The organism is Janibacter sp. FSL W8-0316 (genome assembly GCF_038004165.1).
Taxonomy (GTDB): domain Bacteria; phylum Actinomycetota; class Actinomycetes; order Actinomycetales; family Dermatophilaceae; genus Janibacter; species Janibacter indicus.
In genome coordinates this window covers 561824-580220 of sequence record NZ_JBBOQX010000001.1, presented here as the reverse complement: position 1 = coordinate 580220, position 18397 = coordinate 561824, and the positions used below count along the sequence as shown (strand labels likewise).

Here is an 18397-nt window from a genome sequence, read left to right as displayed (position 1 = left end):
CGTGCCACGATTAACCCGTGGGACTCTTCAAGCGCGGTGAGGCCATCAGGGCCAAGAAGATCGGGGCTCATGCCCGCTACGTCGATGAGGACGTCCAGCGCGTCGACCTCAAAGTCACCAGCACCGACGGCGAGACGGTCACCATCGACCTCAGCCTCGACCAGACCCGCCAGCTCGTCATCGACCTGACCAACGCCTACGGGGCCTGTCGACCGGCTCTGCTGGACCAGAAGCAGGTCGACCGGATCACCTCGTACTTCGGGATGCGCTGATGACCCGCTACGAGTACGACGAGGAGGCCAGCGCGGCCTGGCACATGGACGTCGCGCACGAGGTCGACGACTCGCCCGCGCCAGTCTCTCGGTGGGTGGACGCGATGCGTCGCCTCAACACGATCAACGACCCGCTCGCCCGCAAACTCCTGGCGCTGCACCGCGACTGCGGTGCCGGCACGGGCGTTTGCGACTCACTCGATGACGACCCGGACCCCATGGATCGCCGCTCGACCTGGGGCTGTGAGACGACCGGCCTCATCGCAGACCACTTCGGCGTCGAGTACCCACAAGGCTCGTCGAGCGATCGCCCGTGAGCTCGCACGACTCCAACGGCCGCCTCGTTGACCTCATCCGGGCCGGACTGAGCCGAGCCGACGAGCTCGGCCGCGCCCGGGTGCCGCTCAAGCTCTACCGCCCCGAGGAGCAGGAAGAACTCGTCACGCTCCTCCACGCCTACCTGTGGGACACCGCAGCGCCCCACGACGACGAATGGCATCGCTCCCCCGGCAACATCATGACCTTGTGGGCCGAGCTGCTCAAGATCGGCAAGGAGACCCGCGAACGGCTCATCCCGCTCCGCACTGACCTGGTCAAGGTCCTCACGGAGCGCGGCCTGGGCTACCGGACGCACCCACGGTCGGTGCCAGTGCTCGTTCGCGAGTACAGCGGTCCGATCGAGACCCCAGTCCATCCCGGCGACCCACGCGAAACCTCGAGCACGATCGCCGTCGGGTCCTGGGGAGCCGGCTTCGGAGATGCAGTCACGAACCGCAAGGTCGAGCTGGCCGCCGAGGCGGTGGTCCAGCGCCACTACGAAGCGGCCGGTTGGACAGTCACCCGCGTCGCACACCTCAAGTGCGGCTGGGACCTGACCGCGGAGCGCGACGGCCAGGCGCGCCACCTCGAGGTCAAGGGCGTCTCGAGCTCGCTGCCCTCGATCCTGCTCACCCGCAACGAGCTGCGCAGCGCCGGGACCGATCCCGACTGGCTCTTGGCCGTGGTGACCAACGCGCTCACCGATCCGACGCTCCTCGAGTTCGAGCGCGAGTCTGTCACCGCGGCCGCCGACCCCACCGTCTACCGGGTCAACCTCTCCCAGTGACCTCAGCCCCTGGCCGTGAGCACCGACCACGTCGGTCGTGGATGATGCGCTGATGGAGACACGCGTGGTCGCAGTCGACGTCGGCTCAGTCCGCTCCAACTTCGCCTGGGGCGCCCTCGACCTTCCCGGAAGGCGGCCAGTCGGTGAGGGTGGCAGCCACCCTGAGGGGGCGGCGCTCGCGGTCCTCGAGGCGCTCGACGCCGGTGTGCCGGTGGCGCTCGGGTTCGAGGCTCCCCTGATGGTCCCTGTCAGTCCGGTCGGCCCCGTCGACGGCTGGAGGACGCTGGGGCAGGCGCGCCAGGGCGAGACCGTCGACGGACGCTCGAAGGCCCTGGTCGGCCGGCGCCGGCAGCGGCGCCCTGGCCACGGGGCTGGTGCAGATGGCGTGGGTGCTCGAGCGGGTTGGCTCCGGAATCCCCGGGCTGCGCTGCACGACCAGGCCCGAGCCCTGGCTGGCTGGCGAGGCCGAGCTGTTCGTCTGGGAGGCCTTCGTCTCCGGCACGGGCAAGCCGGTTCCGTCAGAGATCTCCCAGCACGCAGCTGACGCAGCCGCGGCTGCGGACACCTTCGCCGACCGGTTGGAGGCGGGGTCGTTGAGCGCCTCAGACGTCGTCTGCACGCCGGCGTCGTCGTTCAATCTGGCGGCCGCGGCCGCGGCGTACGCGGGGCTGGCGATCGCTAGCAACGAGCTGCGCGACCAGGTGCAGGTCTACCGCACCCGCCCGGCCCTCCTGTAGATCGCCGTCGGCGGGCGCGGCTGGTCCGGGATCTCGACCTCGAGCAGCACGATCCGCTGCTCGGGGCCGCATGCCCGTGCAAGGGCCCGCCGCTCCGCCTCAGTGGCGACGAACAGGGGCAGGCCCATGAGCCGCGCACGCACCTCGGTCGAGATCCTGCTGAGCACCGGGCTGATCACGCCCTGCGGCATGTCGTGGACGAACAGGGGCACGCCCATCGCCCACTCTGGCGTCGCGTCTCGCACGCCGACGTAGCCGCGCGCCTCTCGGCCGACGAGCTCGACGGCCGGCGGCGTGAGTGCCTGCTGGCGGGCGAGCTTGGCCGCGATCGCGGCCAGGTGGCGCTCGTGCTCCGCGGTCGCCAGGTCGTCGTGTTCACGGCGGCGCTCGCTGGCTTCCAGCTGGGGCGCGCTCGGTGATCACGTGAGGCCGGGTGGTCCACACGATCCGTGCGGACTCCAGGAAGAACCTGCTGTACCTAGGGGTCCGGTGCGCTCTGATCGTGCCCGCCAGCACGCCGGCGACGAACACGCTGAGGTCCACGTCCGGCTCAACCGGGCGCCACCAGCCGTGCCCCGGACAAGGACCGGGGGCACCGCCGTCGTTCTCGCAGCGCCGGCGCGGACACCACGCCTCGCGGAATACCCCGGTCCCGTCGACGACCTTGGCATCCACAGCCACAGGCGGCCCGGACTCGTCGGCCAGGGACAGCCGGATGGCGGGGACCGCTCCGATCCACGGCCGCTCGCGGTCGGTGACCCAGCACACCGGCACGCCGGAAGCCTCCATCCGAGCGGTGCGCTCGCGCAGCTCGTCGACGGTGATCTGCGCCAGCTGAGCCTCCCAAGCCATCCGCCGGGCGCCGTCGGGGCTGGTCGCGAGCACGTCGGCCCGCCAGCCGTCCCCGGCGACCTCGAGCTCGGCGTACCAGCCGGTATCGCGAATGGCTGAGGCCAGCTGCAGTTTGAGCAGCCGGTGGGCCATCGTCTCGCCCACCAGGGAGCAGGTCGGCGCGGCACGGTCGTGGGCGAAGAACCGCAGGCCCTTGGGCGAGACCTTGGCGTGAAGCCCATGCCCGCACTCGCGGCAGGTCAGGGGCGCGCGAGGCCGCGCCCGGTGGATCGCCTCCCAGGGCACCCCTTCGCCGAGCGGATCAACGGTTGCGTCGAGCACGCCGGTCGAGGCATGCTGCGCCGTCAGTGGCACGAGGGCACTCTGCCGGAGACGGCCGACGCAAGTCGCTGTATCAGTTGCGATTGAGGCCGTGTCGGCGGGAGTCGAGCGCGTACTTGTAGTGACTCTCGGCGGCGTCGATCTCGCGAGTCGGGGTCGCGGGATCGAAAACCCTCAGCACCGACAGCCGGAAGCTGGACGGATTCAGGTTGCGGAGCTCGACGTTGCCGCCGTGACCGTTGGTCGCATACGCGGCCCAGCGCTGCAGGATGTTCTCGGCGCCGTCGGCTTTGCCCACGTAGTGACGACCGTCGCGGGTGTCGGTGATGAGGTAGACCCCGATCACGGACGAGAGGGCGGTGCGCCAGGCGGCGTAGCGGTGCTCGCGGATGACGGCCTGCAGCTGGGGGTAGTCCAGCGTGAGCGCGTCGAATCCGGGGAACCTCACCGGCTCGGCGTCGGCGATCTCCATCACCGGGTACGCGGCCGCGGTGGTCGCGTGGATCCGCCACGTCCGCGGGGAGCGCCACCCGATGACGAGCCGGTTCCGCAGGTCACTCATCAGCTCCGAGTGCTCGAGGTGGAAGGTGCGACGTAGGCCGTCGTTCTGCGTCTCACCATGGTTCACCAGGACCGACCACAACCGGGCGCGGTCTCCGCCCTCGGGGCGGAACACGATCCAGACGCCTGGAGGCTGCGCCGGGAAGATCCGGGGGTTGGCCACCTGGACGCTCGTGTAGGCCAAGATCTCCTCGTCCGAGGAGTCGCCGTGAAGGCCTACGGTCCCGTCCTCGTGCTCGCGCACGTAGGCGTGCCGGATGACCAGGGCCGCGGCCGAGTCGAGGCCCGCGCTGGCGATGATCGAGGCGAAGGTGAGCGTCATGCGGGATCTTCCGTTCCGGGGGCGGCTGGAGCCGCGGCGATGCTGACCAGCACGTCGTGGCCAAGTGAGGGATCGACCAGGACGTGCAGGCCGAGGTCGGTGATCCGCCCGTCCTGGGGATGCCAGTCGCGGTCCTCGCGGGTGCGGCCCAGCAGTGGGTCGAGAGCATCGATCGTGGGCTTCCACAGGGTCAGCCAATTGCGCTGCCGACCGACGACGAAGGACAGCTGCAGCTGCACGGCGCCGGCGGGGATCGCCGCGGCGTCGAGGACCGCGGCACGGACCTGCGCCTTGTACGCCGCCGTCGAGGCCGAGGCGGTGGTGCGGACCGTGTAGGTATCGCGTGGACCTGCCGTCTCGGCCGCCGGGGCGACGAGGACCCGCGAGGTGTCGGCGTGCCGCTTGGTGCACCACACCGCCACGAGGTCCTCGTTGCGGAGCCGGGTGGCCAGCGGGAAGGCGTAGTTGTCCAGGTCGGCCATGTCAGCGAGGTCGCGTCCCCTGGGTAGGCCGACCTCGAGCGACAGCACCCAGGGGCCGCTGGCCACCAGGTGGGGCGCCAGCAACTCGGCGGTGTCCTCGAGGTACTCGCGGAGCCGGACTTGGTCAGGGTCGGTGGCCTTGTTCCAGCTGGCCAGGCGCGGGACCTTCCGGAGCACCAGGCCGTCTCCGGCCGGGCGGCGATACCACCTCGAGGCCGTCAAGGGCGGTGCACCGTGCCGGTCTCGTCGACCCACCAGACCTCGATCTTCGCCGCGGCGAGCGACCCGGCCGTTTCGGCGTGCAGGTCGCGGTAGCGGGGGAAGTCGGGCAGGGCGATCACGCTGTCCCACTCCGGCTCCTTGCTCCGCAGGCGCATGGCGGCCAGCACGGCTTGGGAGTACCAGTGGCCGGCCTGGGTGCTCGGGCTGGTGCGCTTGGCCTCGCCGGCACGGGCCGGGTCGGCGTAGTTGCGGCTGGGGAATCCCTTGACCTCCACCCCGGCGGTGCGGCCGTCGCGGGCGGCGATCACGTCGATGCCGTGCTCCTTGGTCGCGGTGTTGGCCACCGAGAGGATGCGCCATCCCTCGCCCGCCAAGGCCGTGACCAGGGCGGCCTGGACGTTGGCCTCGGTGTGCCACTCCCCTCCGACCTCGACTGGGGCGGCAGTAGGGCGGGGCGCAGTCCACGCGGCCGCCGCGCCGCGCAGGGGTGGTGCTGTCGTGCGTGATTCGACGTTGCCGGCGACCTCGAACCCCAGCGCGGCCAGGTGCCGTCGGGCGGTGTGGGAGATGAACTCAGACCGCGGAACCCCTGTGGCGACCTCGAAGGCCTGGATGGCCGGGTACCACGTGTCGTTGATCCTCACCGCGTGCTTGCGGATCACGTCGGGAGGTACGTCGGTCAGCCGGGCCTCGACGTCCTCACGCGCCAGCTCGTAGCGCTGGCCGTTCAGCGTGAACCGGATCGACGCACGGCCCTGACTGTCCATGGCCAGAAACTACGGCAACGAGCCGACACGCGCGTCCGTTCCGGGTCGGCGTCGACCGCCGCGCCCTCGAACACGTGTTCTACCCTAGGAGTCATGGCGGGCGGTGGTTACGGACGCGGGGCGGGGATCCCGTTGAAGGATCGCGTGCGCGTCGACCAGGACGCCCAGGTCGACTCGCGGCCGCCGGCGGCTCCAGCTGGTGCCGAGCACCCGGGGCGGCACTGCTGGGTCTCCGTTCCCGTCGATGCGGCGCGTCCGCGGCCGGGTCTGCTGCTGGAGTGGCGACGGACCGGGCACCTGTGGGAGGGAAGGGTCGTCTACGTCGCGCAGCTGAGACCCGGGCGGTGGGCCACGGTCGAGGAGTGGATCCCCTCAGAGCTGCTCACCACGGAGTGAGCACCGTGTCTGCCAACCCGCCGAAGAACGACGCCTGGCGACCGTACGGCGATGTGCGGTTCGTGCTGATCCGGAACACGGGCCGGCTCAAGCCGTCGCGTGGGCTGATCCTCGACTGGAAGCGCGAGGGGCGACGCTGGGAAGCCCTTGTGGTCTGGCACGACGACGCAGCGCTCAGGCCGGTCGTCAAGATGGACTGGCTGCGGACCGAGAACCTGATCCCGGGGCCGGTCGACCCGAACTGGACCGGCCCCGGAGACTGAGGCGGTCACGCGACGCCGAGCTCGTCGTCTAGGTCCTCGAGCGCGAGTGGCGGCACCCAGCCCTGTTCCTTCGCGTACCGACGCGACCGGGTCGCGGTGACGCGTTGCGGCACGGTGTCGGCCGGCGGCAGCGTCATGCACAGCTCCTCGAACAGAGCGTTGGCCTTGCGAGCGGTTGCGACGGTCATCCGCCGTTCCCCACGGACGATCGGGATCACGTTCGCGGCATGCCGCAGCCCGAGCCGACGTCCGATCTCGGACATCGACCATCCAAGCGCGACGAGCGCCTGCAGCCGCCGCGACACCGCGGCCGAGCGCTCCTGGTCGAGCACCGCTCCGCCAGCCAAACGCAGCTGCGTCGACCAGGCCGGGTCCAGGGCGTAGAGCTTCTCTGCGGTCTGACGCAGGACCCGCCGCGAGGGCGTCTGTGAGCCGTCAGGCTGGCGTTTGCCGTACATCAGCTTCCACAGCGCGCCGTGGGCCACGCCCGAGCGTTCGGCGATCGTCTTGAGGCCCATCCCGGCCTCGCGCAGCTCCTGGACGTGGAGGCGCAGCGGGTAGGCGTCGACGTAGCGGTGGTAGCGGCCATAGGCCTTCAACCGATTGCGTTCGTTTTCTGAGGCGGTGTTGGCCGTCGCGCACGGCGTGCACCGGCAGCGGTCGAGGACGTAGCAGGCGCGGGTTCCGTGCTGGTGGTTCGCCTGCTTGTGGTGGCACGGCTTCGGTGTCCGGTCGACCGCGGCGGCGCGCTCCTCGGCCAGGGCGGCGCGGAGCATCGCCTCTTCCTGCTTGCGGCACGAGTGGCGGGAGAACCAGTAGCGGGCCTCGGTTGCGCCGGCGTTCTCGTAGACCGCCTCCAGGCCGCAGCGGGCGCAGCGGTGCTTGCGGGTCGCGCGGCGTACGCCGGCGGCACAGGCGTGGTCAGTGGCGGCGGCCGCCGCCTTCTCCCTGGTCTTGTACAGGCGAGACCAGCCGCAGTCGCACACCGCCCGGACCGCCATCAGCTGACGCCTCTCCGTGCGTCCAGGTCGTCGTGGGCCAGGCGGGCCTCGGTGGTGGCCACGGCACGCAGCAGGGCTCCCTGCAGGGTGTGCGGCATGGGCTCCGGATCGGGGTTGAGGACCGCGGGGACAACCACTCGCAGGGTGCGAGGGCCGTGGGGGATCAGCAGTCCCCACCCCACGGGCAGGTCATCGCGCACGATGTCCCGCGCGGCCGCGACGAGCCACCAGTAGTGCATGTGGGGCTGGAAGGCGGCGGCTTTCGACGGGTCGCGCAGCTCGGCGAGCCAGTCGGACCGCGACACCTTGACCTCGTGTCCGTGGAACACGGGCGGGAAGGCCATCGGCTGCTCCCGGGCCCAGGGTGTCGAGTGCATCGAGGTCGCCACGAAGTCGCAGATGCGGTGGCGCTGCAGCCGCAGCCCGGCGGGCACATGCTCAGCTCGCAGGTACTTGGACCCGCTCCATCCGCCGTTCGTGACGCGGCTCGAGTAGCGGACGTTCAGCCGGTCCAGCATCGACCGTTCGGTGTGGGCGCTGCGCATCGTCGGCTCACTCGGTGCGAGGTGCGTCGGCCCAGGTGAGCAGGTCGGGTGCGGCGTCCAGGACGCGCTCGACGCTCACGGTCCACATCCAGTCGACGCACACGGCCGGCGGCTCGGTGGTCAGGGTGATCATCGGAGGTTCCTCCCTTGTCGGTTCGGTTGGGTTTCAGGTGGTCGGCTACGCCAGAAGCGCTGCTGCGGCGCAGGCCACGACCAGGAGCCAGGTGATGACGAACAGGCGACTGCGCAGCCGGTCGCCCGGGGTCGCAGCTCGGCCGCCGACGCGGCGGTTCTCAACGAGGAACCCGGCGCCAGTGAGAGTCAGGCCGAGTGCGCTGATCGTCACCGAGGGAATCGCTGTCAACATCCCGATCGGCAGTGCGGCGATGGCGAGGGCAACGCCCGTCCAGATCACGCGGGAGATCCAGCGCGATCGCGGCCGGGCGGCGCTCTGCGCCCTCGGGTCCTCCGGGTCGATGCCGTGGAGGCGAGCGTGGGCAAGGTCGCCGGCGCGGATGAGGCGCTCGTGGGTGTCCTGGTCGCAGTTGCAGTGACCGGTGTCCAGGGACTCCCCGATCGCCGCGGCCTCTGCCTGGATCTCCGTGTCGAGCTCGACAAGTGCGAGCACGCGCGGGTCCGTGGCGCTGCTCGCGGCGTGCGGGGGCCGGACGATGGTGTCCTTGGACAGGGCGCGGTGGAGCCGGCCGGCCATCACCAGGTCGTCGGTCCGTGCTCGAGCTCCGGCGCAGATCTGCGTGGCTGTCTGGCTGGATCGCACACGGAGGTCCTCGAGGAGGAGGCGGTGGCGGTCTCCCAGCTGCTCCAGATCCTCAGACGTGATCGGGAGCCCTGCTGGGTCGATACCTCCGAGCCTGGCCAGTGCCCGGCTCAGCGCCTCTACGCGCTGCCGCGCCAGCTCCTCACGTTCCTCCTCGGGCAGCGAGCACCAGGCGGCGTAGGCGTGGCGGCAGATGAACCAGTAGCCGACCCCGAGGACGAGGGAGATTCCCGCCAGCACCCACGAGAACGCCGTCACGAAACCGGTCAGCTGATCGATGAACGCGGCCAGCTCGGGCGCCTTCTCGGCGGCCGCCAGGTCGGCCCCGCCGATCATCTTGATCAGGAACGGCGTGCCGAATAGGAGCGCAGCGCCCGCGAGGGGCTGCAACCAGGGACGGCGGCCCGATGCGACCTCGAGGCCGAGGTCCAGGACCCATGGGGCAGGGCGGTCGCTGGACTCGTGGGGTGTCGGTTCGTCTCGCGGCGTGTTCCGCGGTGGGTTGTTCATGGTGTCTTCCTCCCGAGGTGCGGTCGGGTCGGCGGCGCCGACGAGACCTAGGAACTCTCAGCAGAGTAGGTGTGCGTTCAGACCCAAATCGGGTTATCCACAGGCGCCAGTTGAGGCTTCATCGGAGGGGCGCGGAAACCCCGGCGGCCGGGCTGGGAACCGCGCGCTGCGTGGAGCGCACCGGGCCCGGGACGAAGGACTCGTCGAGCTGCTCAGCGCCACCAGCTACTGACCTGGCAGCGTGGGTCATGACATCGGTGATGACGTCCTGGGCGTTGGTGACCATGCTGGCCTGGCCGAGACGGATCAGCTGGTTCACGCCGGTGGAGGCCACGCTGCTCACGGGACCAGGGACGCCCATGAGGGGTCGGTGCAGGTTGGTGGTCCAGTGGGCAGTGTTGATCGCGCCGCTGCGCACGGCGCCCTCGACGACCACGGTTCCTTCGGCGAGGCCGGCGACGATCCTGTTCCGGGCCAGGAAGCGGGTTCGGGTGGGGCCGGCTCCCGGAGGTGCCTCCGAGACGACCAGGCCGCGTTCGGCGATCGCCTCGAGCAGCTGGGCGTGTGCGGCCGGGTAGGGCCGGTCGACGCCGCCGGGCAGGACGGCGATGGTCGGGCCGCCGGCGACGAGGGCGCCGCGGTGGGCCGCCTGGTCGACGCCGTAGGCGAGGCCGCTGACGACGGTGTGGCCCATGGCTGCGAGGTCGCGGCTCAGCTCGGTTGCCTGCTCGGTGCCGTAGCTGGTGGCGGATCGTGAGCCGACCACCGCCACGGCGTTGCAGGCGAACTGGCGCAGGTCATGGACTCCGCGGACCCACAGGCCGACGGGTTCGCCGCCGCGGTCGTGGAGCGCGCCGGTGTTGCGGAGTGCGCCGAGCTGGGTGGGCCACTCGGTGTCGCCGGGGACGATGAAGCGGATGCCTCGGGCGGCGGCCTGCTCGAGGACCTGGGCGGGGTCGACGCGGCCGAGCTCCTGGGCGATGCCGAAGCCCCAGTGGTTCTCCACCTCGCCGGCGGCCTCGAGGTAGTCCAGGACCTTGCCGGCGCCGAGCTCGCCGACCAGGCCGGTGACGCGGAGATCTCCAGGCTCGATGGTCCGACTGAGGGTGACGCGGGCGAGCCGGTCAGCGTCGTCGACGTCGGCGCTCATGCCTGGCCTCCCCACAGCAGGTCGAGGTCGGGGGCGTGGATGATGTCGAGGCGCTTGTCAGGGGCGTAGGCCGCGGGCTCTGGCACCACCAGGCGGCGCAGCTGGCGCTCGGTGGCGCTGGGCTGGACGTCGTCGATCGGGTCGGTGTCGTCGTAGTTCATCGCGGTGTCCCTTCTCAGCGGCCCGGGGCCGGGCGGTCGGTGACGGGCGGCGTGCCCGGGATGTCGCGCTGCTGGCCGGGAGGCTTGGGCACGTAGGACTCGTCGAGCTCGCCGGCGAGATCGCGCATCTGGGTCTGGTATCGATCCCACTCGCGGGGGTGGATGCCGTTCTGCAGGGCGGAGGCGACGACGGCGGCCATGGAGTAGGGCCGGTCGGCGGGCACCTGGTCGAGTGCGCACCAGGCCTTGGCACCGTCGCCGTGCAGCCAACTGGCGAAGCCGAGCATGGAGGCCGGCGCTGCGCGGACCTCGTCGGGGGCGCGGCGGGTGAGGTCGTTCCAGAGGGCCATGTGGGAGGTGTGGTTCTCCCGGCTCATGTCCTCCCAGACCGCGTCGCGGGTACCGATCGACTCCAGGGCGACGAGCATCCGTGCGCCGTCGACGTCGGAGAGCCGGTTGCCGTCGGTGTGGAACTGCTCGAGGCGGTCCAGGGCCCAGTCCCGCTCCAGGGCGGGAGTGCTGTCCGCGGCCGCGGCCCGGGCCGCGGGGATCAGCTGGGCGATCGGCTCACGGTCGCCGACCATGGACGCAGCCAGGGAGGCCCTGCTGGCGGCTGGCTGGGCGGCGCCGGTCAGCACGGTCGCGGCCGCGATCCGCTCAGCGGTCGCCGGGTTCTGCAGGCCGGTGGAGCCGGTATTGAACTCACGCCACCGCTCGCCGTCGGCCCATAGCCGGATGTGGGTGGTGATGCCCACGGTCTCGAGGCGGTTGGACAGGTGCTGGCTGGCCAGCTCGGCGCTGCGGCGGTCGTCAGTGAAGCAGAGGATCGCCAGGCGCGAGCCGGGTCGGGCGTGGCGGCCGTAGGGGCCGCTGATGGCGTCCCACACTTCCTCGCGGTCGGCGGCCGTCTTCGGCAGGTCGACGCGGGTGATGGGGAGCCCGGGCCGGAAGGGGACGAGGACGATCGACTCCTCAGGCTTGAAGCCGAGGACGTGCGGCACTGCGGCGAGCAGCTCGTCCGGGGACTGTACGACGAGATCCATGGAAACCTCCGCGCGGTCAGCTGGCCTGGGCCGGGCGGGTGGCGCGCTCGATGCGCGCGGAGACGTACTTGAGCGAGACGCCGACTTCGCCGAAGCGGTTGTCGACGACCACGACGTCCTTGGTGCGCTTCTCGCCGGTCTCCTTGTCCGGCCAGCTCTCGGTGCGCTCGAGGCCGTGGACGAAGATCGGGTCACCGGATCCGCAGCTGTCGTGTACGTGGGTGGCGGCGGTGCCGAAGATCTTGACGTTGTGGGCGGTGGGCTCGTCGTTGACCCACTCCCCCTCGTCGTTCTGCACGCGCCGGTTGACCAAGACCCGGCAGCTGACGAACGGCTTGTTCTCGCGGGTGTAGAGCAGCTCGGGAGCCTCGGCCAGGTTGCCGGCGAAGGTGACGGTGGTGGACATGACTTCCTCCTTGGTGACTGCGAGACGTTCGGATTCGTCCCGCAGTCACCTAGGTCCGATTGGGGTCCGGCAGCGATCACTTCGGCCGAACTTGTTCGGATCCGGCTCGAGCTTCGTGCGGGGTTGCTCAGCAGGGCACCAGGTAGTCGAAGCGGTACTTGAAGACGACAACGCGGATGCCCTTGTAGGTGGTCCGCCTGACGCCGGACAGGTGGTAGTCGCCGACCCGGCACTCCGAGCTGGCCAGGTGGTTGTTCAGCCGCCACTGCCTCTCCTTGAGGGCGCGGTAGGAGTTCGTCGACCAGCCGCGCTTGACCAGGCAGCCGCGGAAGGTGTGCCGCATGCCGTCGTGGGCGTAGGAGGTGTCGAAGACGCTGTCGGAGGCCCAGATGAGCATCCGGCAGCCCATGTCCTCGACGGGCTCGGCCGCGTCCGCCGGCGAGGCGGCGGCCAGGCACAGTGCGGACGCCAGGACCACGGCGAGGGTGGCCACGACTGCTCGGTGGGTTGAGCCGCGTCGAGCGTGGTGGGGTGAGCTGGACATGCGTTCCCTCCTCAGTTCGGGCGGGACACAGGTCGGCCCCGCGGTCACCTAGGTCCGCGAAGGGGTCCGGGGCGATCAACGAGGGCGCAAAGAAGCGCCCCGACCGGCTCTCGGGCACCGGGTCGGGGCGCTTGGAAGCACGCATGGCGGAGGCGCCGACCAGAACTCTGGCCGACTCATGCCTCCGCCGATCAGCCCGAGACCCGCCGGATCAGTTCGGCCAGGTCTGCATCGCCGAGGCTCGTGGAGAGGCTGTCCCCGGGCATGACGTACTCGGCCGGCTGCAGGCCGAGGAGCTCAAGGGTCCTATCGTCGGCGTTCGGACCCTGCACCCACCGCTCGGCGAGATCGACAGGGGAGCCCGTAGCACTCACGCGGTAGAGCTCGATCTCGAGCTCCTCGTCGGTGTAGTGAACATCGGCGGCGAGGCCGGGGCGCGGGAGGTAGACGCCGTCGGCGCCGAAGCCGCTCATCCCAACAGCCGAGTAGGTGGATGCAACTGGTGCAGTTGCGGCGCACCCATGTGGTGCCCGACGACGAGGCCGCGCTGCGGGCGCTGGGCCGGTCCATGGGGTTCCTGAAGGACCCGGTGGCCGGGTTGGAGGACGCCTGGCGGGGGCACCGGCGCGAGGTGCGTCGCCTCCACGAGAAGCTCTTCTACCGCCCGCTGCTGGCCGCCGTGGCCGCGTTGCCCGGCCAGGAAGCGAGGCTCTCCCCGGCCGCGGCCGAGGCGCGGATGGCCGCCCTGGGGTACTCCGACCCCACTGCCGCGTTGCGCCACCTGGAGGCGCTCACCTCCGGGGTCTCGCGCACCGCCACGATCCAACGCACCCTGCTTCCCGCGATGCTGGAGTGGTTCGCCGACACCCCGGACCCGGACGCCGGACTGTGGGGGTTCCGCCGGATCAGCGACTCGCTGGGCCGCACCCACTGGTACCTGCGCACGCTGCGCGACGAGGGGGAGGTCGCCCAGCGGCTGGCCACCCTGCTCGGCACCTCGCGGTATGCCACCGACCTGCTGGAGCGGGAACCCCGCGGCGTGCAGTTGCTCGGCGAGGACCTCACCCCGTTGGCCAGCGAGACGCTCACCAGCGAGATGCTCGCCACCGGTGGTCGACACCAGCAGTTGGCCGACGCCGTCCGAGCGATCCGGGGGGTGCGCCGCCGTGAGCTCTTCCGGATCGCCGCCGGCGAACTCTTCGGGGTCAACGACGTGGCCGGTGTGGGGCAGGGATTGAGCCGGCTCACCGACGCCACCCTGGAGGCCACCCTGCAAGTCGTGATGGCGTCGGTCGCGGCCAGCAAGGGCTACCCGGAGCCGCCCACCCGGATGGCGGTGGTGGCGATGGGCCGGTACGGCGGCTTCGAGCTCTCCTACGGCTCGGATGCCGACGTGATGTTCGTCCACGACCCGATCCCGGGAGCGGACCCGCATCGGGCCTCCAAGTACGCCATTGCGGTGGTCAACGAGCTGCGCCGGGTGTTGGCCCTGCCCGCCACGGACCCGCCGTTGGAGGTCGATGCCGATCTGCGGCCCGAGGGCAAGCAGGGACCGCTGGTGCGCACCCTGGAGTCCTACGCCGCCTACTACGCGAAGTGGTCGCAGACCTGGGAGTTCCAGGCCCTGCTGCGGGCCGATGCGGTGGTCGGCGACCAGGAGTTGCGGGACCGGTTCCACGAACTGATCGACCCGCTGCGGTTCCCGGCCGGCGGCATCGACGAGGACGCGGTGATCGAGGTGCGTCGGATCAAGGCACGCGTCGAGGACGAGCGACTGCCGCGAGGAGCCGACCCGAACACCCATCTCAAGCTCGGGCGTGGGGGACTGGCCGACGTGGAGTGGACCGTGCAGTTGCTGCAGATGCAGCACGCCGGTGCGGTACCGGCGTTGCGCACCACCAGCACCCTGGATGCGCTGGCCGCGGCCAAGGAGGCCGGACTGCTGGAGGCCGAGTACGCCGATGTGTTGTGCGAGGCCTGGCGGTTCGTCTCCCGGGTCCGCAATGCCTCGACCCTGGTCCGGGGGCGTTCCAGCGACCAGTTGCCCACCGCGACCCGGGAACGGGCGGCGGTCTCGATGGTGCTGGGCTACGAGGCCGGGGAGAGCGACAAGCTGCTCAACGACTACCTGCGCACCACGCGGCACGCCCACGCGGTGGTGGAACGGGTCTTCTGGGGCTGATGCTGGACATCCGGTGAATCGTGAAGCTATCTTCTTCAGGTGAGTAAAATGAAGACGAATGCTTCATTTGTGGTGATCGGTGATGTGGTGGCCTCCCGGGCTGCCGCTGACCGGGTCCTGCTGCACCAGGTACTCAGCGAGACCCTGGCCGCGGCCAACGAACGCTTCGGCTCCGACCTGCGGATCACCGTGGGAGACGAGTACCAGGGGCACTGCCAGACCCTGGGGCAGGCCCTGGGCCTGGTCTGGTGGCTACGGATCCAGCTGCGTCCGCGGTTCGACGTGCGGCACGGCATCGGGGTCGGCGAGGTGCACGCCCTCGCGGTTCCAGCCGATCCCTCTGCTCCCTCCGATCCCTCTGCTCGATCGGAAGAGCCGGGCCAGCCGGTGGACCTGACCGAGGACGGACCGGGCTGGTGGGCCGCTCGGGAGGCGCTGGAGCAGGTGGCCGCCGAACAGCGCCGCGCGCGCAGCCGACATCGTCGGGACCGGCTGGCCGTGGCGGCAGGTCCCGGCAGTTCTGGTGGTCCCGGCAGTTGTGGCGGGGGTGCGTGGTCTGCTGTGGCCATGGCCGTGAATTCAGCCCTCGTCGGGCGCGACGAACTGACCGCCCACCTGTCGGCGCGGGACCTGGCCATCGTGCGGGGGCTGGTGGCCGGCGAGAGTCAGCGCGCGATCGCCGAGCGGCTCTCGATCTCGGGCTCGGCGGTCTCGCAACGGATCAGGAACCAGGGCATCGGGACGCTGCTCGAGATGACGGCCCAGCTGACCCGGATCGGGAGTGAACGGTTCGGGAGTGAACGGATCGGGAGTGAACAGGACACCGCTGACCAGGAGGGGATGACGCCGTGAGCTGGGTGGCACTGCTGCTGATCGGAGTCGGGATCACCGACCTGGTCTTCTCGGCCCGTCCGATGCGTTGGCTCCCCGAGGTGATCGGCGCGGCCGGGGTGGTCGGCCTGGGGCTGGCCGCCGGACTGACCTCGCCGCGCGACCTGGTCGCACTGGCGGTACTGGTCCTGGTGGTCCTCGGCTGGGGCCGGCTGGTCCCGATCGGCTTCGGTGGTGGCGCCCGCCGGGCCGCTCGTGCTCCCCGCACCCCCCGGGCGGCCGGTGCGGCCTGGTGGCCATTGGGATGGCTGATGTGCTGGCTGGCCCTGGCCCTGGTGCTGGCCCCCTGGGCGGGCACCGGAGACGGGCTGCTGGGCCGATGGGTGCAGGCCGGTGGCGGGGCGGTGTGGCACCTGGACAGCGTCGACCGGCTGCTGCTCGTGGTCGGTGCGTTCCTGGTCCAGCTCTCCACGGGCAATGTGGTGGTGAGGCTGGTGCTGCGGGCCACCGGCACCCTCAGCCCGAATCGAGGTACGGGCTCCCAGGAGGTCCAGCGGGTGCGACTGTTGGAGGGCCCCGCGCACTCCTTGAAGGGCGGGCGGCTGCTGGGCCCGATGGAACGGGTCTTCATCCTGGGGCTGGGGCTGACCGGCCAGTTCACCGCCGCCGGCATCGTGGTGGCGGCCAAGGGGTTGCTCCGTTTTCCCGAACTGCAGGCGGCCCGGGACTCCTCGCGTGGTCCCGGCATCCATGCCGTCACCGAGTACTTCCTGGTGGGCAGCTTCGCTTCCTGGCTGATCGCTCTGGCAGCGGTGGCCCTGCTGGGCTGACGTCCCAGCGCCGGCCCGTGCCGTCGGGCCCCGAAAATGTCGGAACCGGTGGCGGCCGCACCTGCCGCAGAGCAGGTGCTGGTCGCCACCGGTTCCGGTGGGCGGTCTCAGCGCTGGACGCCGAAGTCCTGGGTGACCCAGGCGATGCCGCCGCCGAAGCGCACGGAGACGCCGATGTGGCGCAGTCGGCAGTCGTCCAGGTTGGCCTTGTGGCCGGGGCTGGCGATCCAGGCGTCCATGTTGGCCCGCGGGGTCTCGAAGCCCATGGCCAGGTTCTCGGCCACCACGCGCCAGGGCTTGTAACCGGCCTTGACGATGCGGGTCGAGAGCTTGGCCTCGCCCTTGAGGCGGTGCGAGAGCTCGCCGCGCTTGACCATCAGGTCGCTGTGCCGACGAGCAGCCAGCTTCAGGTGCTTGTCCACCTTCAGCGCCTTGCAGCCCTTGCGGAGCCGGTAGGCGTTGGTCTGCTTCACGATCGCTGCCTCGTAGGCAGCGGCCCTGCTGTTGTTGTTGGACCGGGCAGCCTTCTTGGCAACCACGGTCTTCCCCGTCATCTTGTGGCCAGCAGCCTTCGCAACCGTGATGTTCGTCCCCCCGGACGCTACCCCCGCAGCGTTGGCCGCCGGCGCGAAACCGGCGAGCAGGCCGGTGATGACCACCGCCACTGCCGCCGACGCGATCCGTCGACTCATGGGTAGAACACTGCACTCCGAATCGGCGGCAAGTAACCCCTTGGTCAACCGTTTTCCCCGTTGCGTAAGAGGCTGGCCCGGTTTCGTAGTGAGGGATTTTTCGGGTTTCCTTCCCGCGTAAGCAGGTGGCCCGGATTCGTATCGGTGTGCTCCACTGGGGGTATGGAGACGACCCCCAGCAACAGCCCCGAAAGCACCGATCAGCCGCTCGGCACCGTCGAACAGCGCGCGGCCGACCTCCTGGCCCTGCACCGGGCACCCGAGCTGCTCACGGTGGTCAACGTCTGGGACGCGATCAGCGCCAAGGTGGTCACCGAGGTCCCCGGAACCGCTGCCCTGGCCACTGCCAGCCACTCCATCGCGGCCACCCTGGGCTGGCCCGACGGAGAGGTGATCCCGCTGGCGGAGATGCTCGACATGTGTCGTCGGATCGTGGCGGCCACCCACCTGCCGGTCACTGCCGACCTGGAGGGCGGCTACGGCGACGCGGCTGGCACCGTGCGGGCAGCGATCGAGCTGGGCATCGTCGGGGCCAACATCGAGGACCAGATGAAGCCGCTCGACCAGGCAGCCGAGCAGGTGGCCGCGATCATGGCCGCGGCCCGGGAGGCCGGAGTGCCCAGCTTCGTGCTCAACGCCCGGACCGACACCTTCCTGCGGGCCGGTGACCGGAGTCCCTCGGCCATCCTGGACGACGCGGTGGAACGGGGCCGGGCCTACCTGGCGGCCGGGGCACCGGTCGTCTTCGTGCCCGGCAAGCTGGGGGAGGAGCAGATCGCCACTCTGGTGGAGGCCTACGGTCCGCAGCGGCTCAGCACCATTGCGGTGCCCGGGTCGGTGCCGCTGGCCCGGCAGGCAGAGCTGGGCGTCGCGCGGGTCTCCTACGGTCCGAACCCGCAGCGGGTGGCCCTGACGGCGCTGGCCGATCTGGCTGCTGAGGTGCTCGCCGGGGGAGCCCTGCCGGAAAACATGCGCATCCTGAACTGATGCCCGTCAAGGCAGGGTAAATTTCCCTCCCGTGACCTCGCCGCAGCAGACCAGCCCCACCTCGACCTTTGCCGACATCCTCGGCCACACGATCTTCGTCTCGCGCTGGCTGCAAGCGCCGCTGTATCTGGGCCTGATCATCGCCCAGGGTGTCTACGTGGCCCAGTTCGGCAAGGAACTGTGGCACCTGGTCACGCACTTCAACGCCATGAACGAAGCCCAGATCATGATGCTGGTGCTGGCCATGGTGGACGTGGTGATGATCGCCAACCTGTTGATCATGGTGATCATCGGCGGCTACGAGACGTTCGTGTCGAAGATCCGGATGGACGACCACCCCGACAAGCCGGAGTGGCTCAGCCACGTCAACCCGAACGTGCTCAACGTCAACGTGCGCAGAACCTTGACGTGGTGATACGGAGTACACCTCAGACTGC

General features: G+C 70.5%; 27 protein-coding genes. 11 read left to right on the top strand and 16 right to left on the bottom strand.

Annotation, left to right across the window (positions count from 1 at the left end; all coding sequences use genetic code 11):
• The first annotated feature begins 17 nt into the window (after positions 1-17).
• The 4 genes from NYE39_RS02810 to NYE39_RS02795 all read left to right on the top strand — a co-directional run bounded on the left by NYE39_RS02810 (position 18) and on the right by NYE39_RS02795 (position 2114).
• The gene (locus NYE39_RS02810; RefSeq protein WP_084452008.1) at positions 18-272 is read left to right on the top strand and encodes a hypothetical protein; all 255 of its coding nucleotides are present in this window, start codon (positions 18-20) and stop codon (positions 270-272) included.
• Positions 272-589, top strand: a complete 318-nt coding sequence (locus NYE39_RS02805) for a hypothetical protein (protein ID WP_084452006.1) — start codon at positions 272-274, stop codon at positions 587-589. The genes NYE39_RS02810 and NYE39_RS02805 overlap by 1 nt, the downstream gene beginning before the upstream one ends.
• On the top strand, positions 586-1377 hold the full coding sequence (locus NYE39_RS02800; RefSeq protein WP_084452004.1) for a protein NO VEIN domain-containing protein: 792 nt from the start codon (positions 586-588) through the stop codon (positions 1375-1377). The genes NYE39_RS02805 and NYE39_RS02800 overlap by 4 nt, the downstream gene beginning before the upstream one ends.
• 380 nt (positions 1378-1757) lie before the next feature.
• Complete coding sequence (locus NYE39_RS02795) at positions 1758-2114, top strand: hypothetical protein (RefSeq protein ID WP_084452000.1); 357 nt, start codon at positions 1758-1760, stop codon at positions 2112-2114.
• Here NYE39_RS02795 and NYE39_RS02790 read toward each other — a convergent pair.
• From NYE39_RS02790 to NYE39_RS02770, 5 genes are all read right to left on the bottom strand, one after another.
• Positions 2087-2332 (bottom strand): hypothetical protein, encoded by a 246-nt coding sequence (locus NYE39_RS02790; RefSeq protein ID WP_143445582.1) that lies wholly within the window; start codon positions 2330-2332, stop codon positions 2087-2089. The two genes, NYE39_RS02795 and NYE39_RS02790, sit on opposite strands and share 28 nt — an antisense overlap.
• Positions 2333-2489: 157 nt before the next feature.
• The gene (locus NYE39_RS02785; protein WP_143445581.1) at positions 2490-3320 is read right to left on the bottom strand and encodes a competence protein CoiA family protein; all 831 of its coding nucleotides are present in this window, start codon (positions 3318-3320) and stop codon (positions 2490-2492) included.
• Positions 3321-3360: 40 nt separating this feature from the next.
• Positions 3361-4170, bottom strand: a complete 810-nt coding sequence (locus NYE39_RS02780) for a GIY-YIG nuclease family protein (RefSeq protein ID WP_084451992.1) — start codon at positions 4168-4170, stop codon at positions 3361-3363.
• Positions 4167-4829, bottom strand: a complete 663-nt coding sequence (locus tag NYE39_RS02775) for a hypothetical protein (protein WP_200811229.1) — start codon at positions 4827-4829, stop codon at positions 4167-4169. Before NYE39_RS02775 ends, NYE39_RS02780 begins: the two co-directional genes overlap by 4 nt.
• A 41-nt stretch (positions 4830-4870) precedes the next feature.
• Complete coding sequence (locus NYE39_RS02770) at positions 4871-5641, bottom strand: hypothetical protein (protein WP_084451990.1); 771 nt, start codon at positions 5639-5641, stop codon at positions 4871-4873.
• A 144-nt stretch (positions 5642-5785) separates the two neighbouring features.
• On the opposite strand from NYE39_RS02770, the gene NYE39_RS02765 reads away from it, so the two are divergent.
• On the top strand, positions 5786-6037 hold the full coding sequence (locus NYE39_RS02765; RefSeq protein ID WP_200811228.1) for a hypothetical protein: 252 nt from the start codon (positions 5786-5788) through the stop codon (positions 6035-6037).
• A gap of 5 nt (positions 6038-6042) precedes the next feature.
• Positions 6043-6300, top strand: coding sequence for a hypothetical protein (locus NYE39_RS02760; protein ID WP_143445580.1), 258 nt, complete (start codon positions 6043-6045; stop codon positions 6298-6300).
• Between the two features lie 5 nt (positions 6301-6305).
• Here the strand turns inward: NYE39_RS02760 and NYE39_RS02755 are convergent, their stop codons facing one another.
• The 10 genes from NYE39_RS02755 to NYE39_RS02710 form a co-directional block, all read right to left on the bottom strand.
• Positions 6306-7301: a hypothetical protein gene (locus NYE39_RS02755; RefSeq protein ID WP_084451984.1), complete on the bottom strand. Its 996-nt coding sequence runs from the start codon at positions 7299-7301 to the stop codon at positions 6306-6308.
• Positions 7301-7846 carry a hypothetical protein gene (locus tag NYE39_RS02750; RefSeq protein ID WP_084451982.1) on the bottom strand — a complete coding sequence of 182 codons (546 nt, stop codon included), beginning with the start codon at positions 7844-7846 and terminating at the stop codon, positions 7301-7303. Before NYE39_RS02750 ends, NYE39_RS02755 begins: the two co-directional genes overlap by 1 nt.
• 7 nt (positions 7847-7853) lie before the next feature.
• Positions 7854-7979 (bottom strand): hypothetical protein, encoded by a 126-nt coding sequence (locus tag NYE39_RS02745; RefSeq protein ID WP_264158390.1) that lies wholly within the window; start codon positions 7977-7979, stop codon positions 7854-7856.
• 45 nt (positions 7980-8024) lie between these two features.
• Complete coding sequence (locus NYE39_RS02740) at positions 8025-9134, bottom strand: hypothetical protein (RefSeq protein WP_143445579.1); 1110 nt, start codon at positions 9132-9134, stop codon at positions 8025-8027.
• 118 nt (positions 9135-9252) lie between these two features.
• Positions 9253-10284: a DNA-processing protein DprA gene (gene dprA, locus NYE39_RS02735; RefSeq protein WP_084451978.1), complete on the bottom strand. Its 1032-nt coding sequence runs from the start codon at positions 10282-10284 to the stop codon at positions 9253-9255.
• A complete protein-coding gene (locus tag NYE39_RS02730) occupies positions 10281-10445 on the bottom strand; it encodes a hypothetical protein (protein ID WP_192910208.1) in 165 nt (54 codons plus the stop codon). The genes dprA and NYE39_RS02730 overlap by 4 nt, the downstream gene beginning before the upstream one ends.
• A gap of 14 nt (positions 10446-10459) precedes the next feature.
• On the bottom strand, positions 10460-11488 hold the full coding sequence (locus NYE39_RS02725) for a DUF4192 domain-containing protein (protein ID WP_084451976.1): 1029 nt from the start codon (positions 11486-11488) through the stop codon (positions 10460-10462).
• A 16-nt stretch (positions 11489-11504) separates the two neighbouring features.
• On the bottom strand, positions 11505-11894 hold the full coding sequence (locus tag NYE39_RS02720) for a single-stranded DNA-binding protein (RefSeq protein ID WP_084451974.1): 390 nt from the start codon (positions 11892-11894) through the stop codon (positions 11505-11507).
• Between the two features lie 127 nt (positions 11895-12021).
• Complete coding sequence (locus NYE39_RS02715; protein ID WP_200811227.1) at positions 12022-12387, bottom strand: hypothetical protein; 366 nt, start codon at positions 12385-12387, stop codon at positions 12022-12024.
• Between the two features lie 242 nt (positions 12388-12629).
• Positions 12630-12911: a hypothetical protein gene (locus NYE39_RS02710; RefSeq protein WP_084451970.1), complete on the bottom strand. Its 282-nt coding sequence runs from the start codon at positions 12909-12911 to the stop codon at positions 12630-12632.
• Positions 12912-12931: 20 nt separating this feature from the next.
• Here NYE39_RS02710 and NYE39_RS02705 point away from each other — a divergent pair, with 20 nt between their 5' ends.
• Genes NYE39_RS02705 through NYE39_RS02695 form a run of 3 tightly spaced genes read left to right on the top strand, consistent with a single transcriptional unit; the run spans position 12932 to position 16281 of the window.
• Positions 12932-14620: a bifunctional [glutamine synthetase] adenylyltransferase/[glutamine synthetase]-adenylyl-L-tyrosine phosphorylase gene (locus NYE39_RS02705; protein WP_084451968.1), complete on the top strand. Its 1689-nt coding sequence runs from the start codon at positions 12932-12934 to the stop codon at positions 14618-14620.
• Between the two features lie 48 nt (positions 14621-14668).
• Entirely contained in the window at positions 14669-15472 is an 804-nt protein-coding gene (locus NYE39_RS02700) for a SatD family protein (RefSeq protein WP_341011793.1), read from the top strand.
• Between the two features lie 5 nt (positions 15473-15477).
• On the top strand, positions 15478-16281 hold the full coding sequence (locus NYE39_RS02695) for a hypothetical protein (protein WP_226282483.1): 804 nt from the start codon (positions 15478-15480) through the stop codon (positions 16279-16281).
• Between the two features lie 107 nt (positions 16282-16388).
• Here NYE39_RS02695 and NYE39_RS02690 read toward each other — a convergent pair whose 3' ends face one another.
• The gene (locus tag NYE39_RS02690; RefSeq protein WP_084451962.1) at positions 16389-16973 is read right to left on the bottom strand and encodes a CAP domain-containing protein; all 585 of its coding nucleotides are present in this window, start codon (positions 16971-16973) and stop codon (positions 16389-16391) included.
• Positions 16974-17135: 162 nt separating this feature from the next.
• Between NYE39_RS02690 and NYE39_RS02685 the strand changes: the two genes are divergently transcribed.
• Together NYE39_RS02685 and NYE39_RS02680 are read left to right on the top strand one after the other, a co-directional pair.
• Entirely contained in the window at positions 17136-17960 is an 825-nt protein-coding gene (locus NYE39_RS02685) for an isocitrate lyase/PEP mutase family protein (protein ID WP_084451960.1), read from the top strand.
• A 31-nt stretch (positions 17961-17991) separates the two neighbouring features.
• Positions 17992-18375 (top strand): YqhA family protein, encoded by a 384-nt coding sequence (locus NYE39_RS02680; protein WP_200811226.1) that lies wholly within the window; start codon positions 17992-17994, stop codon positions 18373-18375.
• Positions 18376-18397: the final 22 nt, after the last annotated feature.